At 70.5% G+C, this 23,749-nt stretch carries 25 protein-coding genes; 7 read left to right on the forward strand and 18 right to left on the reverse strand.

All coding sequences use genetic code 11. The features are described 5' to 3' along the window. Nucleotides 1-10: 10 nt before the first annotated feature. From C2865_RS38660 to C2865_RS38720, 13 genes are all read right to left on the reverse strand, one after another. Nucleotides 11-910: a hypothetical protein gene (locus C2865_RS38660; protein WP_106403759.1), complete on the reverse strand. Its 900-nt coding sequence runs from the start codon at nt 908-910 to the stop codon at nt 11-13. Nucleotides 911-936: 26 nt separating this feature from the next. Continuing rightward, a complete protein-coding gene (locus tag C2865_RS38665) occupies nt 937-1,371 on the reverse strand; it encodes a hypothetical protein (RefSeq protein WP_106403760.1) in 435 nt (144 codons plus the stop codon). A gap of 9 nt (nt 1,372-1,380) precedes the next feature. Beyond that, complete coding sequence (locus C2865_RS38670; RefSeq protein ID WP_106403761.1) at nt 1,381-3,189, reverse strand: hypothetical protein; 1,809 nt, start codon at nt 3,187-3,189, stop codon at nt 1,381-1,383. After that, nucleotides 3,186-3,443, reverse strand: coding sequence for a hypothetical protein (locus C2865_RS38675; RefSeq protein ID WP_157964106.1), 258 nt, complete (start codon nt 3,441-3,443; stop codon nt 3,186-3,188). Before C2865_RS38675 ends, C2865_RS38670 begins: the two co-directional genes overlap by 4 nt. After that, nucleotides 3,440-3,916, reverse strand: a complete 477-nt coding sequence (locus C2865_RS38680; protein ID WP_106403763.1) for a hypothetical protein — start codon at nt 3,914-3,916, stop codon at nt 3,440-3,442. The genes C2865_RS38675 and C2865_RS38680 overlap by 4 nt, the downstream gene beginning before the upstream one ends. 142 nt (nt 3,917-4,058) lie before the next feature. Then, a complete protein-coding gene (locus C2865_RS38685) occupies nt 4,059-4,430 on the reverse strand; it encodes a hypothetical protein (protein WP_157964107.1) in 372 nt (123 codons plus the stop codon). A gap of 5 nt (nt 4,431-4,435) precedes the next feature. Further along, entirely contained in the window at nt 4,436-5,302 is an 867-nt protein-coding gene (locus tag C2865_RS38690) for a hypothetical protein (protein ID WP_106403765.1), read from the reverse strand. Then, on the reverse strand, nt 5,299-5,598 hold the full coding sequence (locus C2865_RS38695; protein WP_106403766.1) for a DUF4031 domain-containing protein: 300 nt from the start codon (nt 5,596-5,598) through the stop codon (nt 5,299-5,301). The genes C2865_RS38690 and C2865_RS38695 overlap by 4 nt, the downstream gene beginning before the upstream one ends. Then, complete coding sequence (locus C2865_RS38700; protein ID WP_106403767.1) at nt 5,595-6,053, reverse strand: ATP-binding protein; 459 nt, start codon at nt 6,051-6,053, stop codon at nt 5,595-5,597. Before C2865_RS38700 ends, C2865_RS38695 begins: the two co-directional genes overlap by 4 nt. Then, complete coding sequence (locus C2865_RS38705) at nt 6,050-6,640, reverse strand: Pycsar system effector family protein (protein WP_106403768.1); 591 nt, start codon at nt 6,638-6,640, stop codon at nt 6,050-6,052. The genes C2865_RS38700 and C2865_RS38705 overlap by 4 nt, the downstream gene beginning before the upstream one ends. Further along, nucleotides 6,637-7,065 carry a hypothetical protein gene (locus C2865_RS38710; RefSeq protein ID WP_106403769.1) on the reverse strand — a complete coding sequence of 143 codons (429 nt, stop codon included), beginning with the start codon at nt 7,063-7,065 and terminating at the stop codon, nt 6,637-6,639. The genes C2865_RS38705 and C2865_RS38710 overlap by 4 nt, the downstream gene beginning before the upstream one ends. Continuing rightward, a complete protein-coding gene (locus C2865_RS38715) occupies nt 7,062-7,928 on the reverse strand; it encodes a hypothetical protein (RefSeq protein WP_106403770.1) in 867 nt (288 codons plus the stop codon). Before C2865_RS38715 ends, C2865_RS38710 begins: the two co-directional genes overlap by 4 nt. Then, nucleotides 7,925-8,146, reverse strand: a complete 222-nt coding sequence (locus tag C2865_RS38720) for a BldC family transcriptional regulator (protein ID WP_269802776.1) — start codon at nt 8,144-8,146, stop codon at nt 7,925-7,927. The genes C2865_RS38715 and C2865_RS38720 overlap by 4 nt, the downstream gene beginning before the upstream one ends. Before the next feature lie 313 nt (nt 8,147-8,459). Here C2865_RS38720 and C2865_RS38725 point away from each other — a divergent pair, with 313 nt between their 5' ends. Beyond that, complete coding sequence (locus C2865_RS38725) at nt 8,460-9,224, forward strand: GntR family transcriptional regulator (protein WP_106403771.1); 765 nt, start codon at nt 8,460-8,462, stop codon at nt 9,222-9,224. Between the two features lie 3 nt (nt 9,225-9,227). Then, nucleotides 9,228-10,016, forward strand: coding sequence for a hypothetical protein (locus C2865_RS38730; protein ID WP_106403772.1), 789 nt, complete (start codon nt 9,228-9,230; stop codon nt 10,014-10,016). 140 nt (nt 10,017-10,156) lie between these two features. Here C2865_RS38730 and C2865_RS38735 read toward each other — a convergent pair whose 3' ends face one another. From C2865_RS38735 to C2865_RS38750, 4 genes are all read right to left on the reverse strand, one after another. Further along, nucleotides 10,157-11,005, reverse strand: a complete 849-nt coding sequence (locus tag C2865_RS38735; RefSeq protein ID WP_106403773.1) for a helix-turn-helix domain-containing protein — start codon at nt 11,003-11,005, stop codon at nt 10,157-10,159. Then, the gene (locus C2865_RS38740) at nt 11,002-11,538 is read right to left on the reverse strand and encodes a DUF6879 family protein (protein ID WP_106403774.1); all 537 of its coding nucleotides are present in this window, start codon (nt 11,536-11,538) and stop codon (nt 11,002-11,004) included. The genes C2865_RS38735 and C2865_RS38740 overlap by 4 nt, the downstream gene beginning before the upstream one ends. Next, nucleotides 11,538-11,753, reverse strand: coding sequence for a hypothetical protein (locus C2865_RS38745; protein ID WP_106403775.1), 216 nt, complete (start codon nt 11,751-11,753; stop codon nt 11,538-11,540). The genes C2865_RS38740 and C2865_RS38745 overlap by 1 nt, the downstream gene beginning before the upstream one ends. 1,689 nt (nt 11,754-13,442) lie before the next feature. Further along, the gene (locus C2865_RS38750) at nt 13,443-17,585 is read right to left on the reverse strand and encodes an AAA family ATPase (RefSeq protein ID WP_198653903.1); all 4,143 of its coding nucleotides are present in this window, start codon (nt 17,583-17,585) and stop codon (nt 13,443-13,445) included. A gap of 299 nt (nt 17,586-17,884) precedes the next feature. Between C2865_RS38750 and C2865_RS39840 the strand changes: the two genes are divergently transcribed. From C2865_RS39840 to C2865_RS38775, 4 genes are all read left to right on the forward strand, one after another. Next, complete coding sequence (locus C2865_RS39840) at nt 17,885-19,138, forward strand: pentapeptide repeat-containing protein (protein WP_157964108.1); 1,254 nt, start codon at nt 17,885-17,887, stop codon at nt 19,136-19,138. A gap of 517 nt (nt 19,139-19,655) precedes the next feature. Then, nucleotides 19,656-20,243 (forward strand): Imm1 family immunity protein, encoded by a 588-nt coding sequence (locus C2865_RS38765; protein WP_157964109.1) that lies wholly within the window; start codon nt 19,656-19,658, stop codon nt 20,241-20,243. A 155-nt stretch (nt 20,244-20,398) separates the two neighbouring features. Further along, nucleotides 20,399-20,680 (forward strand): DUF6247 family protein, encoded by a 282-nt coding sequence (locus C2865_RS38770; protein ID WP_106403780.1) that lies wholly within the window; start codon nt 20,399-20,401, stop codon nt 20,678-20,680. Then, nucleotides 20,677-20,931, forward strand: a complete 255-nt coding sequence (locus C2865_RS38775) for a hypothetical protein (protein WP_106403781.1) — start codon at nt 20,677-20,679, stop codon at nt 20,929-20,931. The genes C2865_RS38770 and C2865_RS38775 overlap by 4 nt, the downstream gene beginning before the upstream one ends. A 425-nt stretch (nt 20,932-21,356) precedes the next feature. Here C2865_RS38775 and C2865_RS38780 read toward each other — a convergent pair whose 3' ends face one another. Beyond that, entirely contained in the window at nt 21,357-21,713 is a 357-nt protein-coding gene (locus C2865_RS38780; RefSeq protein WP_106403782.1) for a nucleotide-binding protein, read from the reverse strand. A 610-nt stretch (nt 21,714-22,323) separates the two neighbouring features. Here C2865_RS38780 and C2865_RS38785 point away from each other — a divergent pair. Continuing rightward, a complete protein-coding gene (locus tag C2865_RS38785; RefSeq protein ID WP_198653904.1) occupies nt 22,324-23,664 on the forward strand; it encodes a pentapeptide repeat-containing protein in 1,341 nt (446 codons plus the stop codon). Nucleotides 23,665-23,749 lie beyond the last annotated feature (85 nt).

The raw sequence follows: 23,749 nt of genomic DNA on the forward strand, positions 1-23,749 counted from the left end.
GGGCTTCTCCTTAAACGAGGGCGGTGGTGTCGGAGTTCTTGACGAGAGAGGGCCGCTCGGCCTCGGCCGCAGCGGTGGTGGGGCGGCCGACGCGGATGCCGGTGATGACGGCGCCGGGCATCGCGGCCGGGGCGATCTGCTGCGCCCAGATCTCGGCGGGGTCGTCGCTTGCTTCCTCGGCGGTCTGGCCGATGCTCAGCCGCCGCACCCCGGCGCCCCGGCCGGGCACGGGGGTGACCTTGATGAGGTCCTCGGGGACGTCCATCAACGCACTGAGGCGCTTGATGGAGATGTCCGGGACGGGCTCGCCAGGCAAGGTGGCGCGGATGACGGCCTGCATCGTCTGTTCGCCGGTCTGCTCGATGGCCTCCAGGCGGGTGCCGGGGGCGGCGCCGCCGGTGGTGGCGACGCGCTGCGCCCACCAGGCGGCGGCCGGGTGGTCGTAGACCTCCTGCAGCACCACGTCCGCTGAGACGACGGCCGCAGGCGGCGGAGGCGGGGAGACCATGCGGCGGGCGGTGCGGGCCGGGCGCAACAGCCACGTGCCGACCGTCCAGGCGGCCAGGGCCAGGGCCTCGCCCCAGTGCACGCCGGTGATGAGACGCTCGGCGACCAGAAGGGCGGAGAGGCTGATGCCCGGCATCAGGTACAGCACCGAGGTGGTGGCCTTCTGGTGGCCGGAAGGCTGGCCGAACCGCAGGCCGAGCAGTCCGGCGCCGGTGACGGCCGCGGTGCCCAGCAGCACGGGCCCGAAGTTCTCCGGGGCGATCATGACGACGCCGGCGGCGGTTGTCCCGGCAAGGGTGGTGATGCGCCCCGTGGCGTCCCGGACGACGTCGATGCGGCGGCGGGCGTCCTGCAGGTGGGGGGTGTCGGGGATCTCGATGGTCAGCGAGCGCGGCGCGGACATGACTGTTGGTCTCCTTCCAGGAGGGGTCAGCGGTTGCTGTAGAACTGGGCGTCGGCCATGGGAACGGGCATGCCGTTGGCCGCCCCGGCCACCGAGCCGTAGTCGGCCCGGTGGGCGGCGGCGGTGGCTTCGAAGAGCACCGAGAGGTCTTCCAGACTCGTGGCCATCGCCTCGGCCTCCTCCAGCACGCTGCGCATCACGGCCGCGGCGTCGCGGTGCTCGGCGACGGTGTCGACGTCGACGACCAGTGCGGCCATCTGGTCGGCCAGGCGGTCCACCGACTCCGAGCAGCCCTCGACGTAGCGGTAGGTGGAGCGGACCTGCTCCGACAGGCCGCGCAGCTTCATCCCGGCGGCGGCCAGCTGGACGAGGAGGACGCCGTAGCGCACCGCATCGCCGGCCACCGCGACCGCAGTGGCCACCAGCCCGCCGCCGCTGTCGCTGCGTTCGATCTCGGTCATGACCGGCTCCTATTCGTTGTGGTAGTCGCGCTCGGCGGGGCGGGCGTGGCCCGCATCCCGCACAGCGTCGGCCAGGCCCTGGTGGCGGGCGGCGGCGTTGGTGCCGGCGGTGGAGATCGACTCGGACGCGGCGGGCAGCTTCTCGGCGATGGCCTGAGCGCGGGCCTTGACCGTGACGACCTTGTCCATCAAGGCCAGGACCATCCCCTCCAGCACACCGGGGACCTTGAGGTCGACGATCTCGGCGTGCAGGACCTCCAGCTTGGAAAACAGCCGGTCACAGGCCTCTGCGGAATGCAGGGCCTCGGTGACGCCGTCGGTGATCTCAGCGGCCATGTCGGCATCGGCGTCGATGACGTCGTAGATGGTCAGCTCGGCATCGGCGTACTGGGTGTTCAGACGGCCCATCTGCATCGCGGTCATGGTCTCTCCTTCACTAGGGCCCTCAGACGCGGGCACGAACGGGACTTCACCGGCCGCATCGGGGCGCTGTGGCTGGTCCTGGTCGAGCCGCTCAACGGTGGTCTGCACCGTCGTGTCGGCCCGCTGCGGCGGACGCATGTCCTGCCAGGTCGGCAGACCCGGCACAGAAGGCGCCTGCCTCTCACCGCGCTCCCGCGGCTTCTCTCGCTCGGCCTCCTCCCAGACGGCCTCCACCACTTCCTCTTCCGGCCCCTTGACCTCCGGCACCCGCTCCGCGGCCTTCGCGCCGTCAGCCTTGGTGCCGGGTGCCTCGCCGTCGGTCTTCGCGTCGCCGGTCTTCGTGCCGTCGGTCTTCGCGCCATCGGCCTTCTTGCCGTCCGTCTTCGCGTCCGCGGTCTTCGTGCCGTCGGTCTTCTTGTTGTCCGTCTTCGCGCCGTCGACCTTCGCGCCGTCGACCTTCTTGCCATCGGTCTTCGCGCCGTCGGTCTTCGCGTCCGCGGTCTTCGTGCCGTCGGTCTTCTTGTTGTCCGTCTTCGCGTCGCCGGTCTTCTTGCCATCGGTCTTCGCGTCGCCGGTCTTCGCGCCATCGGCCTTCTTGCCATCGGCCTTCTTGCCATCGGTCTTTTTGCCGGAGGTATTGCCGTCGGCGTTCTTCTTCTGTTGCTTGGAGTTGCCGTCTTGAGCGTCCTGGTCCTTCTTCCAGAACCGGCGCTTGCTGGTCTGCTTGCCGTTCGGGGAGCTGGTGGAGGATGCGTCCGTCCCGCCCTTGCGGCCTGCCTTGGGGTTAGAGACGCTGCCCGTCCGGCCGTCGCTACCGGTCTTGCGCTTGGTGGCGGCCGGGGAGCCCAGCAGGCCCTTGGAACCACCGCCACCCTTGGAGCCGCCGCCGTTGGTGCCCTTCGCCGCGGTCCCGTTCGAGCGTGTGGCGGTAGCGGTCGGTGCGGGTTTGGCGGCGGCGCGGGCCTTGTCGGCCTCGGCCTGGGCCTTTTCTGCCAAGGCCCGCTTGTGGGCGGCGCGGGCCCGCCAGCTCGCCCCGGCCTGCCACATGCCGCGGGCACCGGCGATGCCCAGTGCGGTCATCATCGCCAGGCCGACCGCGACGGTGTCGCGTGCGGTGGGGTGGTCGGGATCGTAAGCCGGCGGCTCGAATTCGCCCTCGTCGTCCTCGACATCTCCGTCGCCGGGCAGGGAGATCGCGGGCATGGTCAGGTGCAGGGGCGGGGCCATGTCCCGCGCGTCGGGCATCCGGGGAGCAGGGGGCACCGGAACATCCCCGCCGCCATCGCCGTCGGCCGGGGCGGGCTCGGGGGCGGGGTCGTTGCGCAGGAACGCCGGCAGGCCGACGCGCGGGAAGGTCAGCACATCGGCGCCCGTGGTCTCGTCGCGGCCGGTCATGACACCCGCCTCTTGGCCTCGGCCTGCTCGCACTGCTCGGCCCAGGTGGCCAGCAGACGCGCCAGGTCCTTGAGGGCCTCGTCGCTGCCGGTGGTGCGCTTGATGCGCATGGCGGCGGCCTTGGCGCGGTCGACACCGACCGCGACGTAGTCCTCGGCGCTCTGGCAGGCGGCGTACTTGCCCTGCCAGTGCTCGGCGATGTTCTGCAGCCGGCGGATCTCCGGCGACAGCTTGCGGGGGGCTCGCCTGCTCATGCCGACCACCGCTCATCCCGGACCATGTCCATGAAGCCGCGACGCGAGCCCTCAGAGCTCTGGTCGGCCGACGGCAGGGGCGGGGCGCTGCCGGGCCGCGGCTGCACCGCGGGCCGGCTGCGGCCGCCCAGCGGCGGAGCCTGCTTGACCTGGCGGGCGGCCTGGCGCAGCGCGGGCAGCTCGTGGCGGCCCTTGCGGTAGCGGGCCTCCAGCTGGTGGGTGAGCTGCGCAGCCTCTTCCAGGTGCTCCTGGATGCGGCCGAACGGGCTCTTGACCCAGCGGTGCCGCCACCAGGCTTCGAAGCTGCCGTAGCCCTCCGGCGGGTTGGCCTTCCACATCGCCTCCGCGTCGCGCCGGATACGGGAGACGTAGTCGGCCTGGCCCTCCAGAATCTTGCGCAGCTGGGCGCTGAACGCCTTCATCATCTCCGGGTCATCGAGCATGTCCCCGGACCACTCGGACTCGTTGGTCATTCGGTCGTCCCCTTTCGAAGAAGTTGCGGGAGTAGAGAGGTACGGGCCTCGTCCATCCGGCCGGAGCAGGTGTCCGGCGGGCTGGGCTGGGTCCGTGCCGGGGCCCGGCCGGGGGGCGCAACCCCTCGGCCGGGCTCGCGGGTCAGTCCGTCTCGCCTCGCATCACCGCCTCAGCGGTGGAGGTCAGGAACCAGAAGAGGACCGTCATCACCACGCTCAGGACGGTCAGGCCGAAGGCGACCTTCCAAGGCCAGGACGTCGCCAGGAACAGCACGACGGCCGGTGCCAGCAGCACCACGCGCAAGCGGCCCGGCATCTCCCGCCACAGCGGAGCGACGCGCACCGCCACGTCGCGGCGGACCAGGACGGCGGCGGCGATGCCGACGATCAGGACGTTGGCCAGCATCCGGCCGTTACCGGCGACCAGCTGAACGGCCAGGCCGACCAAGGCGGTGGCCAGCAGGACGCGCTCGGCGCGGGACGCGGCCGCCAGGGAGCGGATCTTCGTCTTCATGGCGGTCACCGGCCCAGCCGCTCGTGGGCGCCGAACCGCAGAGCGGCCGCCAGCGCCATCCCGACCAAGGCCACCAGCCACCACCGCGGCCCGTCGCCGTGGAAGGCGTAGACGGCCACCGTGGCGATGACCGTGGCCAGCACCGCGCGCTCGCTCAGCCGCACCCGCCGGTCCTCGATCTCGGCGGCCACCAGGTCCGGGTGGCGCGGTGTGTCCGGGGACAGGTGGTGCTCCTGCAGGGCCAGGGCCTCCAGCAGGTGCCGGGTCTCGTCCCGCTGGGCGTAGCGGGGCAGGGCGGCCAGCTCCCGGTAGAGGACCGCGCGGCCGGTGCGGTTGGGCAGGCAGGTCAGCGCCTCCCACAGCACCACCTCGGCCGGGCCGGCGCCCTCGCGCTCGGCCAGGATCGCCGGGTCGCTGCCCATCTGGCCGGTGGGCACGAGTTCGTCGATCTCGAACGCCTCGCCTTCGACGCCCAGGGGGCCGTCCCACTTGATGCACACCGCCAGCGGGTCGCCCTGGGGGCGCTCCATGGCGGTGATGACGCGCTGGTCGCCCAGCCGCCAGATCAGGTCGCCTTCGGACAGGTCGCCGGCCCGCGTCCACTCCGCCTTGCCCAGCGCCCGCTCGGCCAGCGCGGCGTAGCGCAGCAGCCGGGACGTGCTCGCGAAGTCCGGGGCGGGCTGCGGCGCGTACATCTGCACCGCGAGGGTGTGCAGCTCGCCCTCGGCGACGGCGGCCAGGTCCAGCAGCTCGGCGCGGGAGGCGGGGTCGGTGGCCTCGGCCGCCATCGTGAGGAGGTCGATGACCTCGGTGGCGGTCTTCTTGATGCGCCGGTAGCGCTGGTAGCTGGTGATCAGGGTCTTGGCGTTCATCGCGTGCCCTCCCGGTGGGCCTCGAACAGGTCGATCTGGTCGTCGGGCCCCGCGGTGGGGCGGTGGGTGGTCTCGGTGATGGCGGGCTGGGCGCCCAGGGAGAGCGCTGCGGTCCGCTGGGCGGGGCTGAGGAGGAAGTAGGCGGGCTGGGTGGCGGTGGCGTAGAACCGGAAGCCGGGCTGCAGCTCCAGTCGGGCGGCCATCACGTCCAGCTCGGCCTCGGTGTCAGCGGTCAGGCGCGCCCACTTCAAGGCGCCCTTGCCGGAGCGGCGAGCGGGGGTGACGTAGGCGGTCATCGGCCTGCCTCCTTGCTGGTCAGGGGGAAGTGGACGGCGATCTGCCAGCCGGTGGACGGCGCGCCGGTGATGCGCAGCTCGCCCAGCCGTGCGCAGATCCCCAGGCCGCGGCCGCCCTCGTCCCGCTTGCCCGGGTTGATCCGGGGAGCGCGGCCGGTCTCGTTGCCCTGGTCGGCGACGGTCACGACCACCTCGGTGGAGGTGACCTCGACAGCCAGGATCGGCTTGCCGCGGCTGTAGCGGACGGCGTTGGTGGCCAACTCCGAGGCCACCACCCGCACGTCCTCCACCAGCAGCGCGTCCAGGTTCGCCACCGTCCGCGCGGCCAGGGTGCGCGCCACTCGGGGCGCGTCCAGGTCCGCAGGCAGCCTCCAGGAGGCCACCCCGGTGCCGGCCGCGGCCGTCAGCAGCGCCGCCATCGTCGGCGTGCCCGTCTGCGTGATCGCGGTGGTCATGCGATCACCCCCGCAAGCGTCGCGGCGGCCAGCACGACCACCCCAGCGGCCAGCAGCACGACGGCCTGGCGCAGCGCGGTGTACTTGCGGACCGCGATCCGCGACAGCACCGCCAACTCCTCGGCGGCGTAGAGGTCCTCGGTGAGCTGCTGGTCGACCTCGGCGAGGATCCGGTGGTGCGTCATGCCGGACCAGCGGCAAAAACCGCTGCTGCCCAGCGCCGGGCGCAGCACGCCGACCAGAAGCAGCAGCGCCGCTGCGGTCCAGCACAGCGCGGCGGCCGCCAGCAGCACCCGCACCACCAGGTCCGCGCGCTGGGCGCTGGCCTGCAGGAGGAACGCCAGCCCGGCACCGGCCAGGGCCGTGAGCGTCGCGCACTTGGCGTCGACGCGCACCAGCTCGCCGCGCACGGCGGCCAGCTCGGCCAGCAGGATCCGGCCGTTCTCGCTGGTCACCCTCGCCTGGGGCTGGGCGGCAGCGGTCCGAACGGCCTCGGTCAGGCTCTCCAGCCGCTCGCCGATCGCCCTGGTCGCACGGATGCTGTTCTCGGCGTGGAGGTTGGAGCCCATCCCCGTCGGCGACGTCATCGCGCACCTCCCGCGAACGGGAAGGTGATGACGTCGGCCAGGTCCGCGCCCTCGGGGGCGGACTCGACTTCGACCGGCGCGTCCTGCGCGTCGGCGGTCAGGGACAGGGCCTGGGAGGCGGCGTCGTCGAACGAGGAGGTGGCAGCCTTGCGGCGGCCGGGCCGCCACGACAGCAGGGCCTTCCACCACGGCGTGCGCCGGGTGGCGGTGACCGCGTCGGCCAGGTCCTCCACGAGCTCGGCCAGCGCGTCGACGGTCTCGGTCAGGCTGGCCAGCTGGTGGGCGACCGCCAGAGTGGCGTAGCCGCCGGCGATGGCCGTCAGGTCCTGGACGCTGTCCTTGGCCCTGATCAGCTGGGCCTCGGCCAGCAGCAGGTCGGCGGTGTCCGCGGCGACCTCGTTCTGAGGAGCGTAGAAGTGGGTCATGACTCGACCTCCATGTCCGCGTCGCGGTCCTGCACGGGGCGGGCCTTGATGCGGTCCCGCAGGGCGCGGGCCTTGCGCAGACCGATCTGCATCTCCTTCGCCAGCAGGTCAGCGGAGGCGCGGCGGCCGGTCTTGTCGTAGTGATCGGCGTCGATCAGCAGTGCCTGGTCCAGTTCCTCCGCCGAGTAGTTCGCCTCGGCGACCGGCTTGACCGGCTCGACAGCAGCGGGGGCGGGGGTGGGCTCGGCGGCCGGCTCAGCGACGACGGGGACGGTGGAGATGGCGGGGGCGGCCTCGATGACCGGCTCGGGCTCCCCGGCGGTCACCGGAGCGGCCTCGACGAAGGTGTCCTCGGCACGCGGGGCCGGGAAGACGAACGCCGCGGGGGCGGGCTCGGCCGGGGCCTCGACGGCCGGCTCGGTCTCGGTGCTGCTCTGGAGCTTGTCGAGCACCTTGGCGGCCTTGTCCGGGTGGATGACGACCTCCAGCGCCACGATCGTGGCGACGTCGCCGACGATCGGGTAGATCAGCGCGATCGCCTGGTTGCCCAGGTAGTCGATGAGGACGTCGTACTGCGCGACCACCGACAGGCTGATCGTGCCGAGCACCACCGCCCAGATCAGCGACTTGAGGAACTTGCCGAACTGCGTCTGGACCGCGAGCACGGACATGCCACCCGCCAGCACCACCGGAATGGTGCCGAACGCGACCGCCAACTCGGTCGGCAGCGGCTCACCGTTGGCGGTCTCCAGGTGCAGGGCGTGGTGCAGGTTGAACAGCAGACCGTTCGCACCCGCGATGAGCAGGACAGAGACACCGATGCTGCGGGTACGGCGGATGCTCTCCTGGCTCGGGGCACTCATGCGGCCGCCCCAACCACCAGGGCACGGACCTCGGACTCGCGGTAGCGGCGCTGCCCGCCGGGGGTGCGCAGCGAGGACAGGCGGCCCGACCGCGCCCAGCGGCCGACCGTCTGGGCGTCCACGCGGAACAGAGCGGCGACCTCACGGCCGGTCAAGAGCCGGTCGTCGAGGTCGTCGTCCTTCCGGGCGGCGCCGTTGTGGGGGATGATGTCGATCACGGGCTGTGCTCCTTGGCTAGAGGGGACAGACGGCTCGTGCTAGGCCCCGGTGTTTGCCCACCGGGGCCGTCTTGCTTTTGGAGTGGATCTCCGAATCGGACATCCAGATCCTTCAGGTTGTAGCTACTGTCATCTCTGTAGGTACAAAGCCAACTTTGACAAGCACACATGCTTACGTCAAGGGGCTTCTGTAACTTCTGTAGGTACAAAGCTCGAGCTACATGGGCCTTGCCGAAGAAAACCCAAGGTCAGAGAGTGAACTTCGTCGGTACAGATAGATTTGTTGGTACAGAAGACCGGCAGGGGAGCAGTGATGGCGGAAGCTGGCCAGCGGACCAAGTGGAGGGGCGTCTACAACGACCTGCACAGGCAGATCGAGCGGGGAGAGCTCAGCCCTGGCGATCAGATCCCCGGAGAGTTCGAACTGGCTGACACGCACAAGGTCAGCCGCAGCACAGTACGAACCGCATTGATCCACCTTCAGCAAGAGGGTTTGATCACCAGCGGACGCGGAAGCCTGGGACGTCAGGTGCGCGAACGGCGCCCCATGTGGTGGAACCTGGCATCGTTTGAAAACGGCGACCGTCGGGACGACCCGCAGACCGGGATGGACGAGTGGGCCGCCGGCGTCCTTGAGCAAGGGCGCGTCCCCAAGCAAGAGGTGGCAGTCAGCATCCAAGCCGCCCCGCCCGAGATCGCCAGCCGATTGGACATAGAACCTGAAGGCCTGGCGGTGAGGCGGCAACGCGTCCGCTTCGTCGACGATGTTCCCTATCAACTGTCGACATCGTGGTTTCCCGAGCACATTGCCCGAGGCACCGCATTGATGGAGCAACGTGACCTGGCCATGCCCGGCGGGGTTCTGCGCAGCATCGGCCACCCGCAGGTCAGGGTGCGAGACGAGATCTCGGTGAGGATGCCGACCCCTGCAGAAGTCGACCAGCTGGACTTGGGGATGGGCATGCCTGTCGGGCAGCACATCCGAACCGGATACGACGCCAAAGGTCACGCCCTGCGCGTGATGGTCACCGTCTTTCCCGGAGATCGACAGTTCCTCGTCTACGACCTGGAGGTCTGAGCGTTGTTGCGCCACCTGGGCTACGGGCTGGACCCGCTCAGCTCTCCCCTCGATTACCCCGGTCGCATCCCCGCCGAGCCAGCGGTCCTGCTGCTGGAGACAGCCGTGCTTCCCATCATCCCCGCCGCCCAGGACATCGAGCACTGGCCGACCACCGACATCCACGGCGAACACCAGCCGCTCGGCAAAGTCCTGCAGAACGTCGAAGCTGCGCCGATCGAAAGCCGTGTTCCCGTCGCGGCCGTCGGCTCCAACGCTTCGCCCTCGCAGGTAGCTCGCAAGTTCGCCAGCGCGGGCCTGACTCCCGTCGTCCCCATCACCGCGGTGACGATCAAAGGCATTGCCGCTGGTCTGTCCGCCCACATCAGCAAACCGGGCTACGTCCCCGCCGCCCCCGTCTCGGCGCCTGGAATCGACTCGGCAATGCATCTGACCTGGTTGGATGACGCCGAGGTGGCCGTAATGGACGCCACCGAACCCAACTACCGACGCACCCGGCTCCCCGCAGAGCACTGCGTAACCTTGCCGAACGGCCAGACCGTCAATGACGTCTGGATCTACGTCTCCCGTCACGGGTACATCGCGGACCCGGACGGCACTCCCCGCAAGCTCACTAACCAACGTGCAGTGCTGACTTACATGATCTCCCGACTTCCGAACGTCGGCGTCTCTACTCCCGAGGAGTGGATCAACGCAGCTAAGGATCCGGCGTGGCGTGATGACATCCGTGAGCGCTTCTTCGCTTCCGGCCTTGGGCATCACCAGCCAGACCTTGCGCTCTGGGGCACATGAGAGAGAACCACTTTGCTGACCGCAATGCTCTAGCTGATGCGCACCAACTACTGAACGCCGTCTCTTAGCAGGGGCCATCAAGAGAACATCCTTAGTCTCGGACTGTGTATGAAGTAGCGACTAGCCTTGGCCATGGCTTTTCAGCTGGTGGTGTTCGCGATGATCTCCAAGAGCCACGAGATCAGGGCATCGCCTTCGATGGCGCCCTGGCGCAGCTCGTTGAAGTGGGTGACGTAGTCGGCGACCTCTTCGGGATCGCGTAGGCGCAGACCGCGGGTGACGGTCTGGGCGAGGACCAGGGACTCGGCATCGACTTGGGGGTCGCCGATGATGGCGAAGGCGTGCTGGGTGTGGACGGCCTCGGGGCCGGCGAACGGGATGACGCCCATGGTGATGTTCGGTCGCCGAGCAAGGTCGATCAGGTGGCGGATCTGCTCGGTCATCTGCTCGGGGGTGACGAGTCGGCGGCGTAGCGCGGTCTCAGTCGTCAGCAGGTAGAACGTCTTGGCCTCATCGTCCAGGACGACGGCGCGAGCGGTGCGGGCCTGCACGAGCTCGGCGAGGTCTGTGCCGTCGTCGCGGACGATGTGCATCCCGAGGCGGAACATGGCCTCGGCGTAGGCGGGGGTCTGGGCCAGGCCGTTGATGACGTCGTGGCTGAACTCGCGGTTGATGGTGGCGGCGGCTTCCAGCCGTTGGATGTCGTGTTGGAGGCGGATGCGGCCGGGCGCCATCTCGCGCCGCCACTCGGTGGTCTGCCCGGCGATGCGCTCTGCGATGGTGACCAGCTCCCTCGTCTCATCGATGGTGGCTCCGCAGGTCTGGCACCACTGCTCCACGACCTGAGGGGACGGCGCGGTGGCACCGCGCTCGGACTTGGAGACCAGGGACTGGGACTTGCCCAGCATCCGGCCGAGTTCGGTCGTGGACACGCCGCGGCGGGCCCGCAGATCGCGCAGGCCCGCAGCGAGGTCGTCCCGATCACTCATGCGGCGTTGATCCTCGGCCGCTTCCGGGTCAGGTAGGCCTCCAGCGGCTCGGCGTGGGCCAGGGCGATGTCGCGCATCCGGCGGCAGACCTCCACCTCGCCGCCGGTGGCGAGGACGGGCTGAAGGAAGCGGCCGTCGGCGTCGTAGTCCATCCACACGGCGGTGGCGTCGTCGACCAGCCAAAAGTCGCGGCGCAGCAGCTCCAGGTCGGGGTGGGCATCGCGTTCGGCGATACCGATGTCTTCGCCGGCGGCCGCGTTGGCCTGGTAGCCCCACAGCTCGTAGCGGGTGTAGGGGGTCAGCGGCAGGTCCACGACGTGGACGCGGCCCCAGGAGAAGCCGCGGGCTGTGGTGTCGCGCAGTTCGGCCAGCCACGCGGACGTCTCGGGCGTCTGCAGCTTGGGCGCGCGCCCGGCCCGCCAGGCGGCGAACTCCTCTTCCTCCTGGGGGACGGTGTAGACCGGCAGCGTCTCCAGCCGCCAGGCCGACCGCTTGGCGCCCTGGATGAGTGCGGCGAGGTCCTGCAGCTCCATCAGACCTCCGCGTCCCTGAGCACCTGGCGGCGCACCTTCAGCACGATCTCGCCCTCGCCCACCAGGACGCCGGGGATCGCCGCCGGGTCGACGGGCTCACCCACGACCACCGCGTAGTCAACCATCTCGGGGTCATCGTCGTCGGTCCACACGCTCGGACACGTGTAGAGCTCCTTGCACTTCTGGTCATCGACCGACTGCCGTTCCCACGCCATACGGGCCTCCAGATGGGGCGTGCTAGTCCAGACCTCAGTATGTGGACAGGACTAGGGATCGGGCAAGCTCCACTCCGATCAGACCCGTTCAGCGGTCGATCGAACCAGCCCACTGGTTACTCTCCGTGGCTTCCAGTCGAATCGGGTCAGGTGCCGGACGGGTGGGCGGGATCGGATCCGGTCGCCTTACCGGACCCGATCGGATCTTGGAAATCCGATCCGATCCGGCTGGATCGGATCGGGTCGGTCGGGTCGGATCGGGTATCCGATCGGATCGGGTCGGGTCGGCTGGATTGGATCGGGGCCGATCGGGTCGGCTGGATCCGATCGGGTCGGGTCGGGAGATCCGATCGGGTCGGGTCAGGTGCGGTTGTGGTCGGGTGGGATCGGGTCGGGTGGCGGCGACTGGTTCCGGACGTGCCCTCAGGCTGCTGCGCATCGTCGTCGGCCCGGATCACCGGACGCCGCTCGGCGTCTTGCCGCGCTCTCTGATGCGACGGCGGGGAGGTCGGGCCGGCGTGCTCCTGGCGCTCGCGTCCATGCCTCTCGCCGGGAGGCTCGGAGCTTCTCGGCCGCTGCGGCCGCGACCACTGCGGTGCCGCCAGGAGGTTGTCGTGCATCGCGCGCCGGGTGACCGCGCGGCCGTTGCGTGGGAAGGCCTACGATCGCGCGCTCGAACGTCTCGCGTCGGGTCGTGTACGGGTTTCTGGCGCCTTCTGACGGACTCGCCAGGGGTTGGGACTGCCTTTGCCGTTCGAGGGCGGCTCTGAAGCGATTTGAGAGCCTCGGTATCGGTGCGGGGTCGCGGAGCGTGAGTACATGTTCATGTTCATGTGCCCGCTGCGGGGGGTCGGCGGGGCTCCGAGGCGCGCGCATGTCGCGCGTCGCGCGAGTATCCGGATTCGGTGACCGTCTGTCAACCCTTGGGGAGGCGCCGGCCGCGCCGCTGCGACGGCCTGCCACTCCTCCCAGGAGGCCTTCCCCGTCCTCCTGCAGCGCCCTGGTCCTGGTCCAGGGCGCGTCCTCGCCTTCCTGCCTGCCGACGGACCCTTCAGCGAGTTCCTCACACCGGGATCCGGGTGCCGTCCGGGTGCCTGTCGGTGCGGCGCACGGATCCGTCGGGCGGGTGGGTGCGCTGTTCGGTCCGGTCTGGATGCGTCGGGAATCTGTCGGGGGATCCGTCGGCAAGGCTGGGCGTCCGTCGGCGCTCCGACGGGTTTCGCCCCGCGCCGGCGCTGGCGGCCGCCGCGACGATTCCCCCCGGACGGGAATGGCCCGGGGTGGGTTTTGGTCCGGCTTCTTCACCCAGTCGGCGGGGCCTGCGGCCCGGGGCAGACGGCCGGGATCCGATCGGGTCCGGTCGATCGGGTGCGCATCATCCGGTCGGGTCGCACCCGGCTGGGTGCCGATCGGGTCCGGGCTGCATCCGATCGGGTCGGGTGCGGCGACCCGATCGGCTCGGGTGGTCGGCATCGGGTCCGGCCCGATCGGATCCGATCCGGTCCAGCCGATCGGGTCGGACCGGGCACGGTCAGCGGTCCGGTCGGGACGGGTCGCGAGTCGGGTCGGGCGGACCAGTCCGAGTCCGCTGTCTCATCACAGAACGTGATCCGGTCGGGATCGGTTGGGCCGCTCACGTCAGGCTGTTTCGTCGCCTGGTTCCGGTGGCGGCCGCCGTGACGGATCGGGTTACCGGCCGATGCCGCGACTGGGTCCGCCGTGGGTCGGGCCGGGCCGGTAGGGCGCAGCGGACGGCCCGTGAAGCTGCGGGCGGCGCTGGGCCGCCGTTTGGGCGCGGGCAGCCTGGTGCTCGGTGCGGGCGGCCTCTTCCCGGTCGGCACGTTCGGGGGCGTGCTCGTGCAGGAGTTGGCGGGCGGCGAGTTCTTCTCGGGTGGCCGTGAGGCGGCGGCGGGCTTCGGTGAGGGTTTGCGGGTCGTTCTGGCGCAGGTGGGCCGCCCAGGCGCGGTGGCCGCTGCCGTGGCGGGCGGCGCCCAAGTCGGCCTGGATGGCGGCGGCGTGCAGCTGCTCCCACTGGCCGGTGAGCGCGGTCACGGCGCGGCGGGCGTCTCCTGGCCGCCAGGCGGGCGCGTGGCGGTCTTCGGCCGCGGCGGCGTAGGTGCGCAAGGCCTCCGTGCGCAGCGTGGTGGCCCGGGCGCGCAGCTCGCTCGTCTCCTGGATGGTCTGGCGCAAGTCGTTCTGCAGGGCGGTGATCTGGTGGGTGAGCTGGGTGCGGCTGGTGCCCGCCAGGCGCAGCGCGATCGGGTTGCGGCGGGTCTGCTCGCGCAGCTGCTCGATCTGCTCGCGCAGGTCCTGGGAGCGGCGGACGGCTCGGGTGAGGGCGTCTTCGGCCGCGGCGAGGTGGTCTTCCAGGCTGGTGGCGTGGGTGAGCTGTTCGTGCCGTTCGGTCAGGCGTCGGGCTTGTGGGCCGTCGCCGGCGGCCGCTGCGGCGGTCAGGCGGCGGACGTCGTCTTCGACGGCCTGCAGGAGGCCGATGAGTTGTTCCATGCGTGTCTGGTGGCGGTGCAGGCCGTCGTGGCTCCATGCCCCGTAGGGGCGCTGGGTCCAGTCCGGAACGTCCGCGGCCGGGTCGAGGTCCTCCGCGATGGGGGCGGGGACGGCGTTCCATTCCTCCAGGACCAGGCCGTCTTCGAAGGCGGCGAGGGTGCGCCGGTAGGCGTCCAGGGTTCGCTGCAGGGCTTGGGCGTCGCTGACGGGCTCGCCCAGGGCGATGCGGTCGGCGTCGCTCTCCACCAGGTGGCGGGGCAGGTACAAGACGCTGCGGGCGCGGTCACGCGACATGGCGGCATACAGGGTGTTGGCGTCCAGGCCCATCCCGTAGACGAGCGCCTGCTGGCAGGTGAGGCCTTGGGCGGCAGCGACGGTCAAAGCGGTGCCGTGGACCAGGCCGCCGCAGGCGATGTAGGCCGGCGGCAGCCACAGCGTCCGGGTGAGGCGGCCGTCGAGCTTGAACTGCACGCCCACACCGCGCAGGGGATCAACGCCCGTCACGACACCGCGGAACCCGTTGAGGATGTCAATCGTGCCGGGCGGGGCGTCGTCGCGGCGGGAGCGGTAGTCGTTGGCCCGGGTGCGCACATGGTCGCCGACCGCGAACGGCAGCACCGCGCCGTCGCCCACCGCGAACCACGCATCAGGGCCGGACAGGTCGCCTCGCTGGCGGCGGATCGCCCGGATCGCCATGTTCAGCTCGTTGACGTCGGTGTTGGTTCCGGCCAGGACCAGGACGTCGCGCAGCTCGTCGAAGGCGTCGCCCTCGACGAGGCTGCTGGCGGCCTCCCAGTGCGAGAGCAGGGCCAGCAGCGTGCCGGTGCGGTCCTCGCCCGCGTGGACGTGGCCACCGGAGGCCCACTGGGCGAGGGCGGCTTCGCGGTCGCCGGTGCGCCAGGTGGCCAGTGCTGAGCGCTCCAGCTCGCTGGTCTGCCGCCGGTTCTCGCTCAACGTCAGTCCGCCGACCTGCCGGTGGACCTCCTGGAAGCCGCCGCCGACACCGACGGCGCGCAGCTGCAGCGGATCCCCGACCATCACGACCTTGACGTCCTGGGCGCGGGCTTCTGCGACGATGACGGCCAGGGCCCGGTCGTCGACCATCGCCGCCTCGTCGACGACCAGGACGTCGACGCCGGCCAGGCCTTCGCCATCGGGATGGGTGATCCGCCGGACCCAGGACGCAACGGTGGCCGAGGGAATCCCGGCCTCGGCAGTGAGGTTCGCTGCGGCGACCGCCGCGGTGGCGGCGCCGGCGACGATGAGGCCCTGGGACTCCCACGCCGACCGCGCCGCCGACATGATCGTGGTCTTGCCCGCACCCGCCACCCCGATCACCGCGTCGACGCCGTGCCCCGCGGTCACCAGCCGCGTCACGACGGCGCGCTGCTCGGCCGACAGGGAGAAGCCGCGGCCGACCTCGAAGGCGCTGATCGCCATCGCGGCCGCCTCGACCGGGACCATCGCCAGGCCGGGCTCGCCGTCCATCGTCCTGCCCGTGCCCGGGTGCACGTATCCGGCGCGGCAGTCGGCCAGGATCTCGCCCTCGGCCTCCAGGATCGGCGTGGAGGTGAACCGCTCGCGGTTGGTCTGATACAGCGGGCCTGCCTGCGGCAGCAGCACCGCCGGGCCGTCCTGCAGGGCCAGGACGGCATCGGTCAGCGCGTCGGCTTCGGCCAGGGTGGTCAGGCCGGCGGGGAGCTGGTCGACCACCTTGGCGAGGACCTGGGCGCGGTGGGCGACCTTGCCGTGGGCGTTGACGCCGTGCTCGCGGTCGAACACCGCCGCGGCGATCTGCGCCACCGGCGGCACCGGCGGCAAGCCCGGCCCGCCACCGCGGCCCGTCATCGGCGCAGGACCATCCCCACCGCGGCGGGCGGCCGCCACGATCGCGTCAGGATCCAGACCTTCCCGCACGGTCTGCGCCCGCCAGGAGGCCCGCCAGTCGGCGTGGTCACGCGGCGGCCCTGCGGACTCGGCCGATTCTCCCGAGAGGCTCAGGACGGTCTGCGTGGCAGCCTGCGCGGCGCGGGCGCGGGCCTCGCGGGTCTTCGCCGCAGCCACCCGGGTGAGGCCCGGCGGCATCGGCGGCAGCGCCTCGCCGTCGGTCAGGCCGCGCAGCGCCCGCAGATCCTTGGCGGCCTGGGCGAGCGTCGCGGTGTTCCTTTTGGAGAACAGGTGGCGGGCCTCGTTCGGGACGCCGACCATCTCCCACCCGCCGTTGGTGCCGGTGCGCTCCCACCGGTAGCCGGCCTCGGTCGTGTAGGAGCGGAAGCGGGCCTGGGCCATGGCGCCGGTCGCGGCGATGTGCCGGTGGAACTCGCGGCCGCCGTTGCCCGGCGTCCCCCACGTCCCGACCTTCACCACCTCGCCGCGCTCGTTGAGCACATCTTTCTCGCGGGCCAGGTGCGCCACCACGGCGTGGGCGTGCAGGTGCGGGTCGGGAGCCGCTCCGTCGACCGGGCGGGCGACGTCGTGCCACATCACCCACCCCAGCAAGCCGCTGGTCTCGACGCGGGTGGCGGTCTTGCCGTTACCGTGCTCGCCGCGCATCCCGTAGGAGCACCACGCCTCCACATCGGCCAGGGTCTCCATGACCGACCGGCGGAAGAGTTCCTGCAGCTGCGCGGCGACCTGAGCGTCCCCCAGCGCCCACACCACGCCGGGGCTCTTGGGGATGTCGATCGTGATGTCCCATCCGCGGTCCCCGACGCGCACCTGGCGGTCGCGGAACCGCTGCGCCTGCGCCAGGTCGACGTCGTCGCGGCCGCCGTAGACCGCCGCGAGGTCGACGCCGGTCTCGGCCGCCAGTCGCTCCAGATCCTTCAGGGACGCGCGGTGCTCGACGTCGCCCGGCACCTTCCGCTTCGGGTCGCCGTCGACCATCCGCTGCAGCCGCGCCCACCGGCGCGTACCCCACTTGGTGTGCGCCAGCTTCGACGGCTCGACCCCTTGCCGGGCGGCGGCCTCGCGGATCGCCGCGAGCAGGTCGATCCCGGGCAGCGTCCCGCGCGGATCGGTCACGGTCTTCGGCTTCACCAGCACCACGCCGGTCGCCGGGTGAAGGCCCTCCATCAGCGCCCGCGCGTGGTCCTTGGCGGCCTCACCGGTCAGCTGCTCCCCGGCCTTGATCGACGGCACGCCCAGGTCGGCCAAACCGCCGCCGAACCACGTCAGCGTCTCCCGCATCCGGTAGTCGACCGCCGCGTCCACAGCGGAATCCGAAGGGGTGAGGCCGCAGCCGGCAGATTCCTCCAGCCGGTAGTCGACCTGGGCTTCATCCGGCCCGATCGCGGTCACCCGCGCCACCCCTCGCCCCTCCCGCACACCTATCAAGATCTCGTATGCCGGAGGCATACCTGGGTGCATTCCTGTGATCTTGATTGTGAGGCAGGTGGAGCCCGATGTACAGAGGTGCGCCGCATGCGACATGAAGCCGTGATCAAAGCCCGTTGTCCCCGGTGTCCGTTTCCGGCTCTCTCGTCTCAGCGAACCCGGCGGCCGCAGGGATCTTCCCGGGTGCGGTCATCGTCAGATCCCGTGTGAGCGACACAGAAGAGACCCCATAAGAAGCATTCTGCGGACCGCGAGGGATCTTCTGATGCTCGGGCATCGTCGGACCAGATGTGAACGCCTCCCCCGCCCCGCCCGGCCGACAGCAGGCGCGCCGGGTCCTGATCGTCCTCTGCTCCCTTACATCCGTAGCGGTCGTTGGCCTCGTGCTGTGGGTCGCGGTCGGCCCGGGGGCCATGTGGGTGTTGCGGAACTTCGACAAGGTCCTGATCGGCGGGATGAGCCCCGCCGAGCTGTCCGAAGCCCTCGACCGGGTCCGCGGCCGCGCTGTAGCAATCGGCACCGGCCTGCTCGCCGCTGTTGCGATCTTCTTCACCGCCCGCACCGCCCGCGCCGCCCTCGACAGCAGCGCCGCTGCCCAACAGACCGCAGCCGCCACCCAGCAGACCGCCGCCGCCAGCCAACAGACCGCCGCGGCGACCGAGCAGGGCATGGTGACCGGACGCTACACCGCCGCCATCACCCAACTCGGCGACAAAGACAGCCTCGACATCCGCCTCGGCGGCGTCTACGCCCTGGAACGCATCGCCAGGGACTCCGAGCGAGACCACCCCACCGTCATGGCCGTCCTCGCAGCCTTCGTCCGCGAGCACTCCCACGACGAAGACGCCCACACCGACACCCGCACCCCCAACACACACCGGACCGACGAAACCCCGACCGACCGCCAACGGTTCCGGCCCGACCTCCAAGACGCCCTCACTGTCATCGGCCGCCGCAACACCCAACACGACACCAACTCCATCAACCTGAGCGGCGCGGACCTGCGCAACGCAGACCTGGGCAACGCGTACCTGCACGGCGCGAACCTGTACGGCGCGAACCTGAGCGGTGCGAACCTGGGCGACGCGAACCTGCGCGGCGCGTACCTGAGCAAAGCGGACCTGCACGGCGCGGACCTGAGTGACGCGGACCTGCGCAGCGCGAACCTGAGTGGAGCGGACCTGATCGCCGCGGACCTAGGCGGTGCGAACCTGCGCGGCGCGGACCTGCGCGGCGCGAACCTGAGTGGAGCGGACCTGATCGCCGCGGACCTGAGTGGAGCGGACCTGCGCGGTGCGAACCTGGGCGACGCGAACCTGCGCGGCGCATACCTGAGCAAAGCGGACCTACACGGCGCGAACCTGGGCGGAGCGGACCTGCGCGGAGCGGACCTGCGCGGAGCGAACTTGCGCGGAGCGGACCTGCGCGGCGCGGACCTGATCGGCGCGAATCTGAGTGTGGAGGAGCTGCGCGCGGAGGGCGCCGTCGTCGACGAGGACGCCCGGTTCGATCCGCCGGAGGGAACAGATCCGGGGCCGGGGTGATCGCATAAGGCGCATTAAGTGAAACCGCCAGCCGGGGGGGACTGGGCGCGCCCTTGGAGAAACTGGAGAAGGGCGGCGACGGCGAGCAGGCCAAGCCGTCGGGAGAGAACGACGGACCCAGCGAGGAATGACCAGTGCCGCTCCGGACCTTAGCTTGCTCTCGGCCTTCCGCCGGTGGGCAAGCCCTTACCCACAAGGAGGAACAAGTACCTGTTCCTATAACTTGCTCGCGGTCTTTCGAGGGTGGGCAATGGCATCCGATGCGAACACGACGCTTACGGCGTGGGGGCCCTGAGCCGGGCCTGCAGCGAGCGCTTACGAAGGGAACGAGAGCCACCGAAAGAAGAACATGGGGCCGACCCGGGCGGTTCGCCAACGTTCGCATCAGATGCGGAAAACTCGCATCCGACGGGAAGTACGGATGGTGGGAGAGCGGACATTGATCCTGAGCGTCTTCATACACAGACGATGGCATCACCCCGCGTCCTGGGCGGAGACGGAACGGCTGATCACCGAAGTGGTCGAGAACCTGCCTGATCCCGAACCGCCCCCTGTACCAGAGCCTGTTCCAAAACACCTGGCCGCGAGTCTGCTGGAGGTACTCGAGAGCCTGCCGAAAGCCGACTGGCCGTACGGCGGCACGGCCGCCGAGTTCACTTTCACCGATCGGCACCGGGACCCGGCCGAAGAGTGGAACCACGACAGCTACCTGCACGTCGCGGTGAACGCCAGGACCCGCTACGGCGCCCTGAAATGGATGCTCCCCAAGGAGTCGACGGTACTGGCCGACCCGCACATCGCCGACCACGTGTGGCTCTCGGACAACCCGGCCCCACCCGCCGTCGACCCCGACGTCCTCGCCGACCCGTGCTTCCCCCGCTTCCACCACCCGCGAAGCGCCCTGCCAGCCACCCTGATCCGTGCCGCTGTGGAGGAGTTCTGCCGTACCGGCACCGGACAGCGGCCCACCTGCATCGACTGGACCCCCGGCTACCTCAGCGGCCAGCGCCTCGACACGCCAGAACCTGAAGAACACCTCTCGCAGTACGAAGACATCTCGGATGAGCCTCCCGACCTCGGGCAGCTTCACCATCCCGACCGCTGAATCCTGCGATCAGATAAGCACTCACTCGAATACGACACAGTTGGACACGGCAGGGCACCAGCAGGAGGGTGGGCAAGCGCGTCCGATGCGAACACCGGCGGAAGCTCCGCACGGCCGTCGGGGCGCCGCCTACGATGGGCTGGAGGGAGGCATCCATGACCGCTCAGCCGATCGAGCACGACGACCCGCGGGATCCCTCGCGGATCCTGGCCGCGCTGCCGGCGCGGATGCGGCCGACGTTCCTGGCCGAGTACGAGTCCGCCGTCGACGCCGCCCACGACCCCGAGCGCTACCGGGCACTCAACGAGCTGCTGCAGCACTGGAGCGTCCGCGCCCGCGCCTTCGCCTCTCCCGGCTATGCGGCCGCCCGCGCCGAAGCCCTCGGGCCGGGCCCGTTCTTCTCCCTCGAGGACATCGACGCGCGCAGGGCCTCGTGACGCCCTGGCGGATCGAGTTCACCTCCACCGGCGCCGCCCACACCGTCGGCCTGCCCGAGACCGCCTACAAATCCCTCGCCGCCGTCCTGGCCGACTCCCTGACCGACCCGTGGACGCGGACCCGTCCCGACGACGCCGACGACCCCGCCTGGCGCTGGACGCCGTTCGACGACGGCCGCGGCGGGGCCTCGCTCTACCTGGACGCCGGACGCGAGATCCTGCGCGTGTACGAGGTCGTCTGGACGGGCTGAGTCGGCCAGCGCCTCGAAAACGCGGGGGCGCCGCGCGGTGCTGCGGGCCGTCCCGGACAGCGGACGGACCGTCCTCCGGCCGCGGACGGAGCGTCCAGCAGGGTTGTTTGCTGTTGCGTCTCGTCTGGACTGGGGCAGTCCCGCCGAACTCGAGGCATCCGATGATCTGCCTCAGATAGGTGGGACGAACCTGGGGTCGACCTCGGCTTATCCGGTCCCGCGATTCGTAAATCTGCCTCATGATCAGCGGGACGCCGGGGCGACGACGCTGTCCCACCTATCTGAGGCACCGAGGTCAGGGGCATGCCCCTGCCTCATGATCGGTGGGACGCAACATTTGCGTCGCGGGCAAGGCTCCATCGATGCGCGACGAATCGACACATGACCGCCGGGCGGTGAGCGTTCTCCGGGTCGCCGATCACGGCTCAGACTGCTCGTCCGCGGACCGTCCGTCCGCCTGGTCCAGCCCGTGCGGACGGCATCCGCGGTCCAGGGGCGGCCGCAGGCCAACCGCCGAAGGCGACGCACCGCGCCCTGGACGCAGCGTCCCGGTCCGCGCGGATCATCTCGTGCGAAATGACGTGGAACGGCAGCTCGCCCTCATCGGCATAGACCCGGCTCGCCCAGTCCGTCACCCCCTGCGTGCCGTGGTCGGCGTCCACGATCAGCACTTCCTCTCCCCGGTCGGCCAGCGCGAAGCCCAGCATCATCGCCGACGTCGACTTACGCACCTCGCCCTTCAAGGTCGAGATCAGCCACAACTTGGCTCCGCCTACCGCCATACGAACCTCCAGACGTCTGGACGCCAAGACTTCCAGACGCCCGACCAAAGGTCACGGGCGGAGATCACGTAACTGGACTGAGCGGGACCGGAGTAGGTAGCACCTGCAACCAATGGAAATTTTTTTTTCGAAGCGGTCGGTATCAGACGAACCGTGTCGCTTTTTTTGGAGCCGTCCGTGCCGGGCAGCGCCGCGGCTGCGGCAGTGAGGGCGGCGGCGGCCAGGAAGCCGAGCTGCGCCGGGGTGGGTGCCCCGTCGAATCCGGCCGCTCCTGTTAGGGCGATGGACAGGGCGGCGGTGAGCGCGGCGGCCCAGCGGCTGCGGCCCTGTGGTGCGCGGTCCAACGTCGTCCTCCATGGGTGATCTTCCGTCAGGACGGACGTGCGCCGGCCGCGGCGGGTTCCCGCCTATGCGCTCCCGGCATGGGTCGGCTACTGAACTACTGAAGACGGACCCCGGCCCGGTTTCACATAACCCGCGTTACGTGATGGCTCCCGGTACAGGGATCTTCCCCGGGCTGGTCGTCGTCTGATCGGGTGTGAGCGACTCCCCCCAGACTCCTTCCGGCGGTGTTCCCAATCCTGTCCGGTGGCCGGTGAAGTACCCGTGGTTGAGGCCGGTTCTGATAGGGCTCGGCTGGCTGTCCGTCGCGGTGACCGTCGGCCTGGTGCTCTGGGTCGCGGTCGGGCCCGGTGCCCTGTGGGTGCTGCGGAACTTCGACAAGGTGCTGATCGGCGGGATGGAACCCACCGAGCTGGCCGAAGCCCTCGACCGGGTCCGCGGCCGCGCCGTGGCAATCGGCACCGGGATGCTCGCCGCCATCGCCATCATCTACACCGCAGCCAACGCCGCCTCCGCACGCCGCACCGCCGACGCCGCGTTCAAGGCTGCCGAGTCCTCGGAGCAGACCACGCGCGCCTCCATCCAGAGCGCCGAAGCCGCCACCCGCACCGCGGCCGCCACCGAACGCGGCCTGACCACCGGCCGGTTCACCGCCGCCGTCGCCCAACTCGGAGAGAACTCGCCCGCCATCCGCCTAGGCGGCGTGCACGCCCTAGCCGGCATCGCCGACGACGAGCCCTCCATGCGCCAGACCTGCATCGACGTCTTGTGCGCCTACCTGCGCCTACCCTACGATCCCGACCCCGGCGAGGCACCCGAGCACGCTGAGGAGCGCAAGCGCTACCGCGGCCGCCGCGAGGTCCGCCACACCATCATCCGCCTCATCGGCCACCACCTGCGCCTGCCCGCCGACCACCCCCACTCCTGGCAGGGCCACGACTTCGACTTCACCGACGTCGTCTTCGACGGCGGCGACCTGCACGGCGCCCACTTCTCCGGCGGAAGCGTCAGCTTCGTGGGCGCAGAGTTCTCCGGCGGAAGGATCGCCTTCAATCACGCAGAGTTCTCCGGCGGGACGGTCGACTTCACGCGCGCGACGTTCTCCGGCGGGAGCGTCAGCTTCGGATACGCGACGTTCTCCGGCGGGAGCGTCGACTTCGAGTTCGCGGAGTTCTCCGGAGAGAGAACCGGCTTCGAGTTCGCGAAGTTCTCCGGCGGGAGCGTCAACTTCGGACATGCGAAGTTCTCCCGCGAGAGAACCAGCTTCGGACACGCGAAGTTCTCCGGCGGAAGAGTCGGCTTCGTGGGCGCGGAGTTCTCCGGCGGGACGGTCGACTTCACGCGCGCGACGTTCTCCGGCGGCGCGGTCGACTTCGGACACGCGAAGTTCTCCGGCGGGAGCGTCAACTTCGCGGGCGCGAAGTTCTCCCACCGGAGGGTCGACTTCATGGACGCGGAGTTCTCCGGCGGCCAGGTCGCCTTCTGGGGCGCGTCCGGGGCGTGTCCGGACGGGCTGCCCGGTTCGGGGGAGGAGGTCCCGGAGGGGCTGATGCTGCCGGCGGCGTGGCGGTCGGCCGGGGGCGGGGAGGACCCCGTGGAGCTTACATAATCCCTCTTAGACTATGTCTTACGTGGCTTTTCGGGTGGTCTGCTGGGATGATGTCGTGCTGTGTTGATGTCGACTTTGGGTCTGC

Origin of the sequence: Actinocorallia populi (genome assembly GCF_002995495.1) — a bacterium.
In the GTDB taxonomy this organism is placed as follows: Bacteria; Actinomycetota; Actinomycetes; order Streptosporangiales; family Streptosporangiaceae; genus Actinocorallia; species Actinocorallia populi.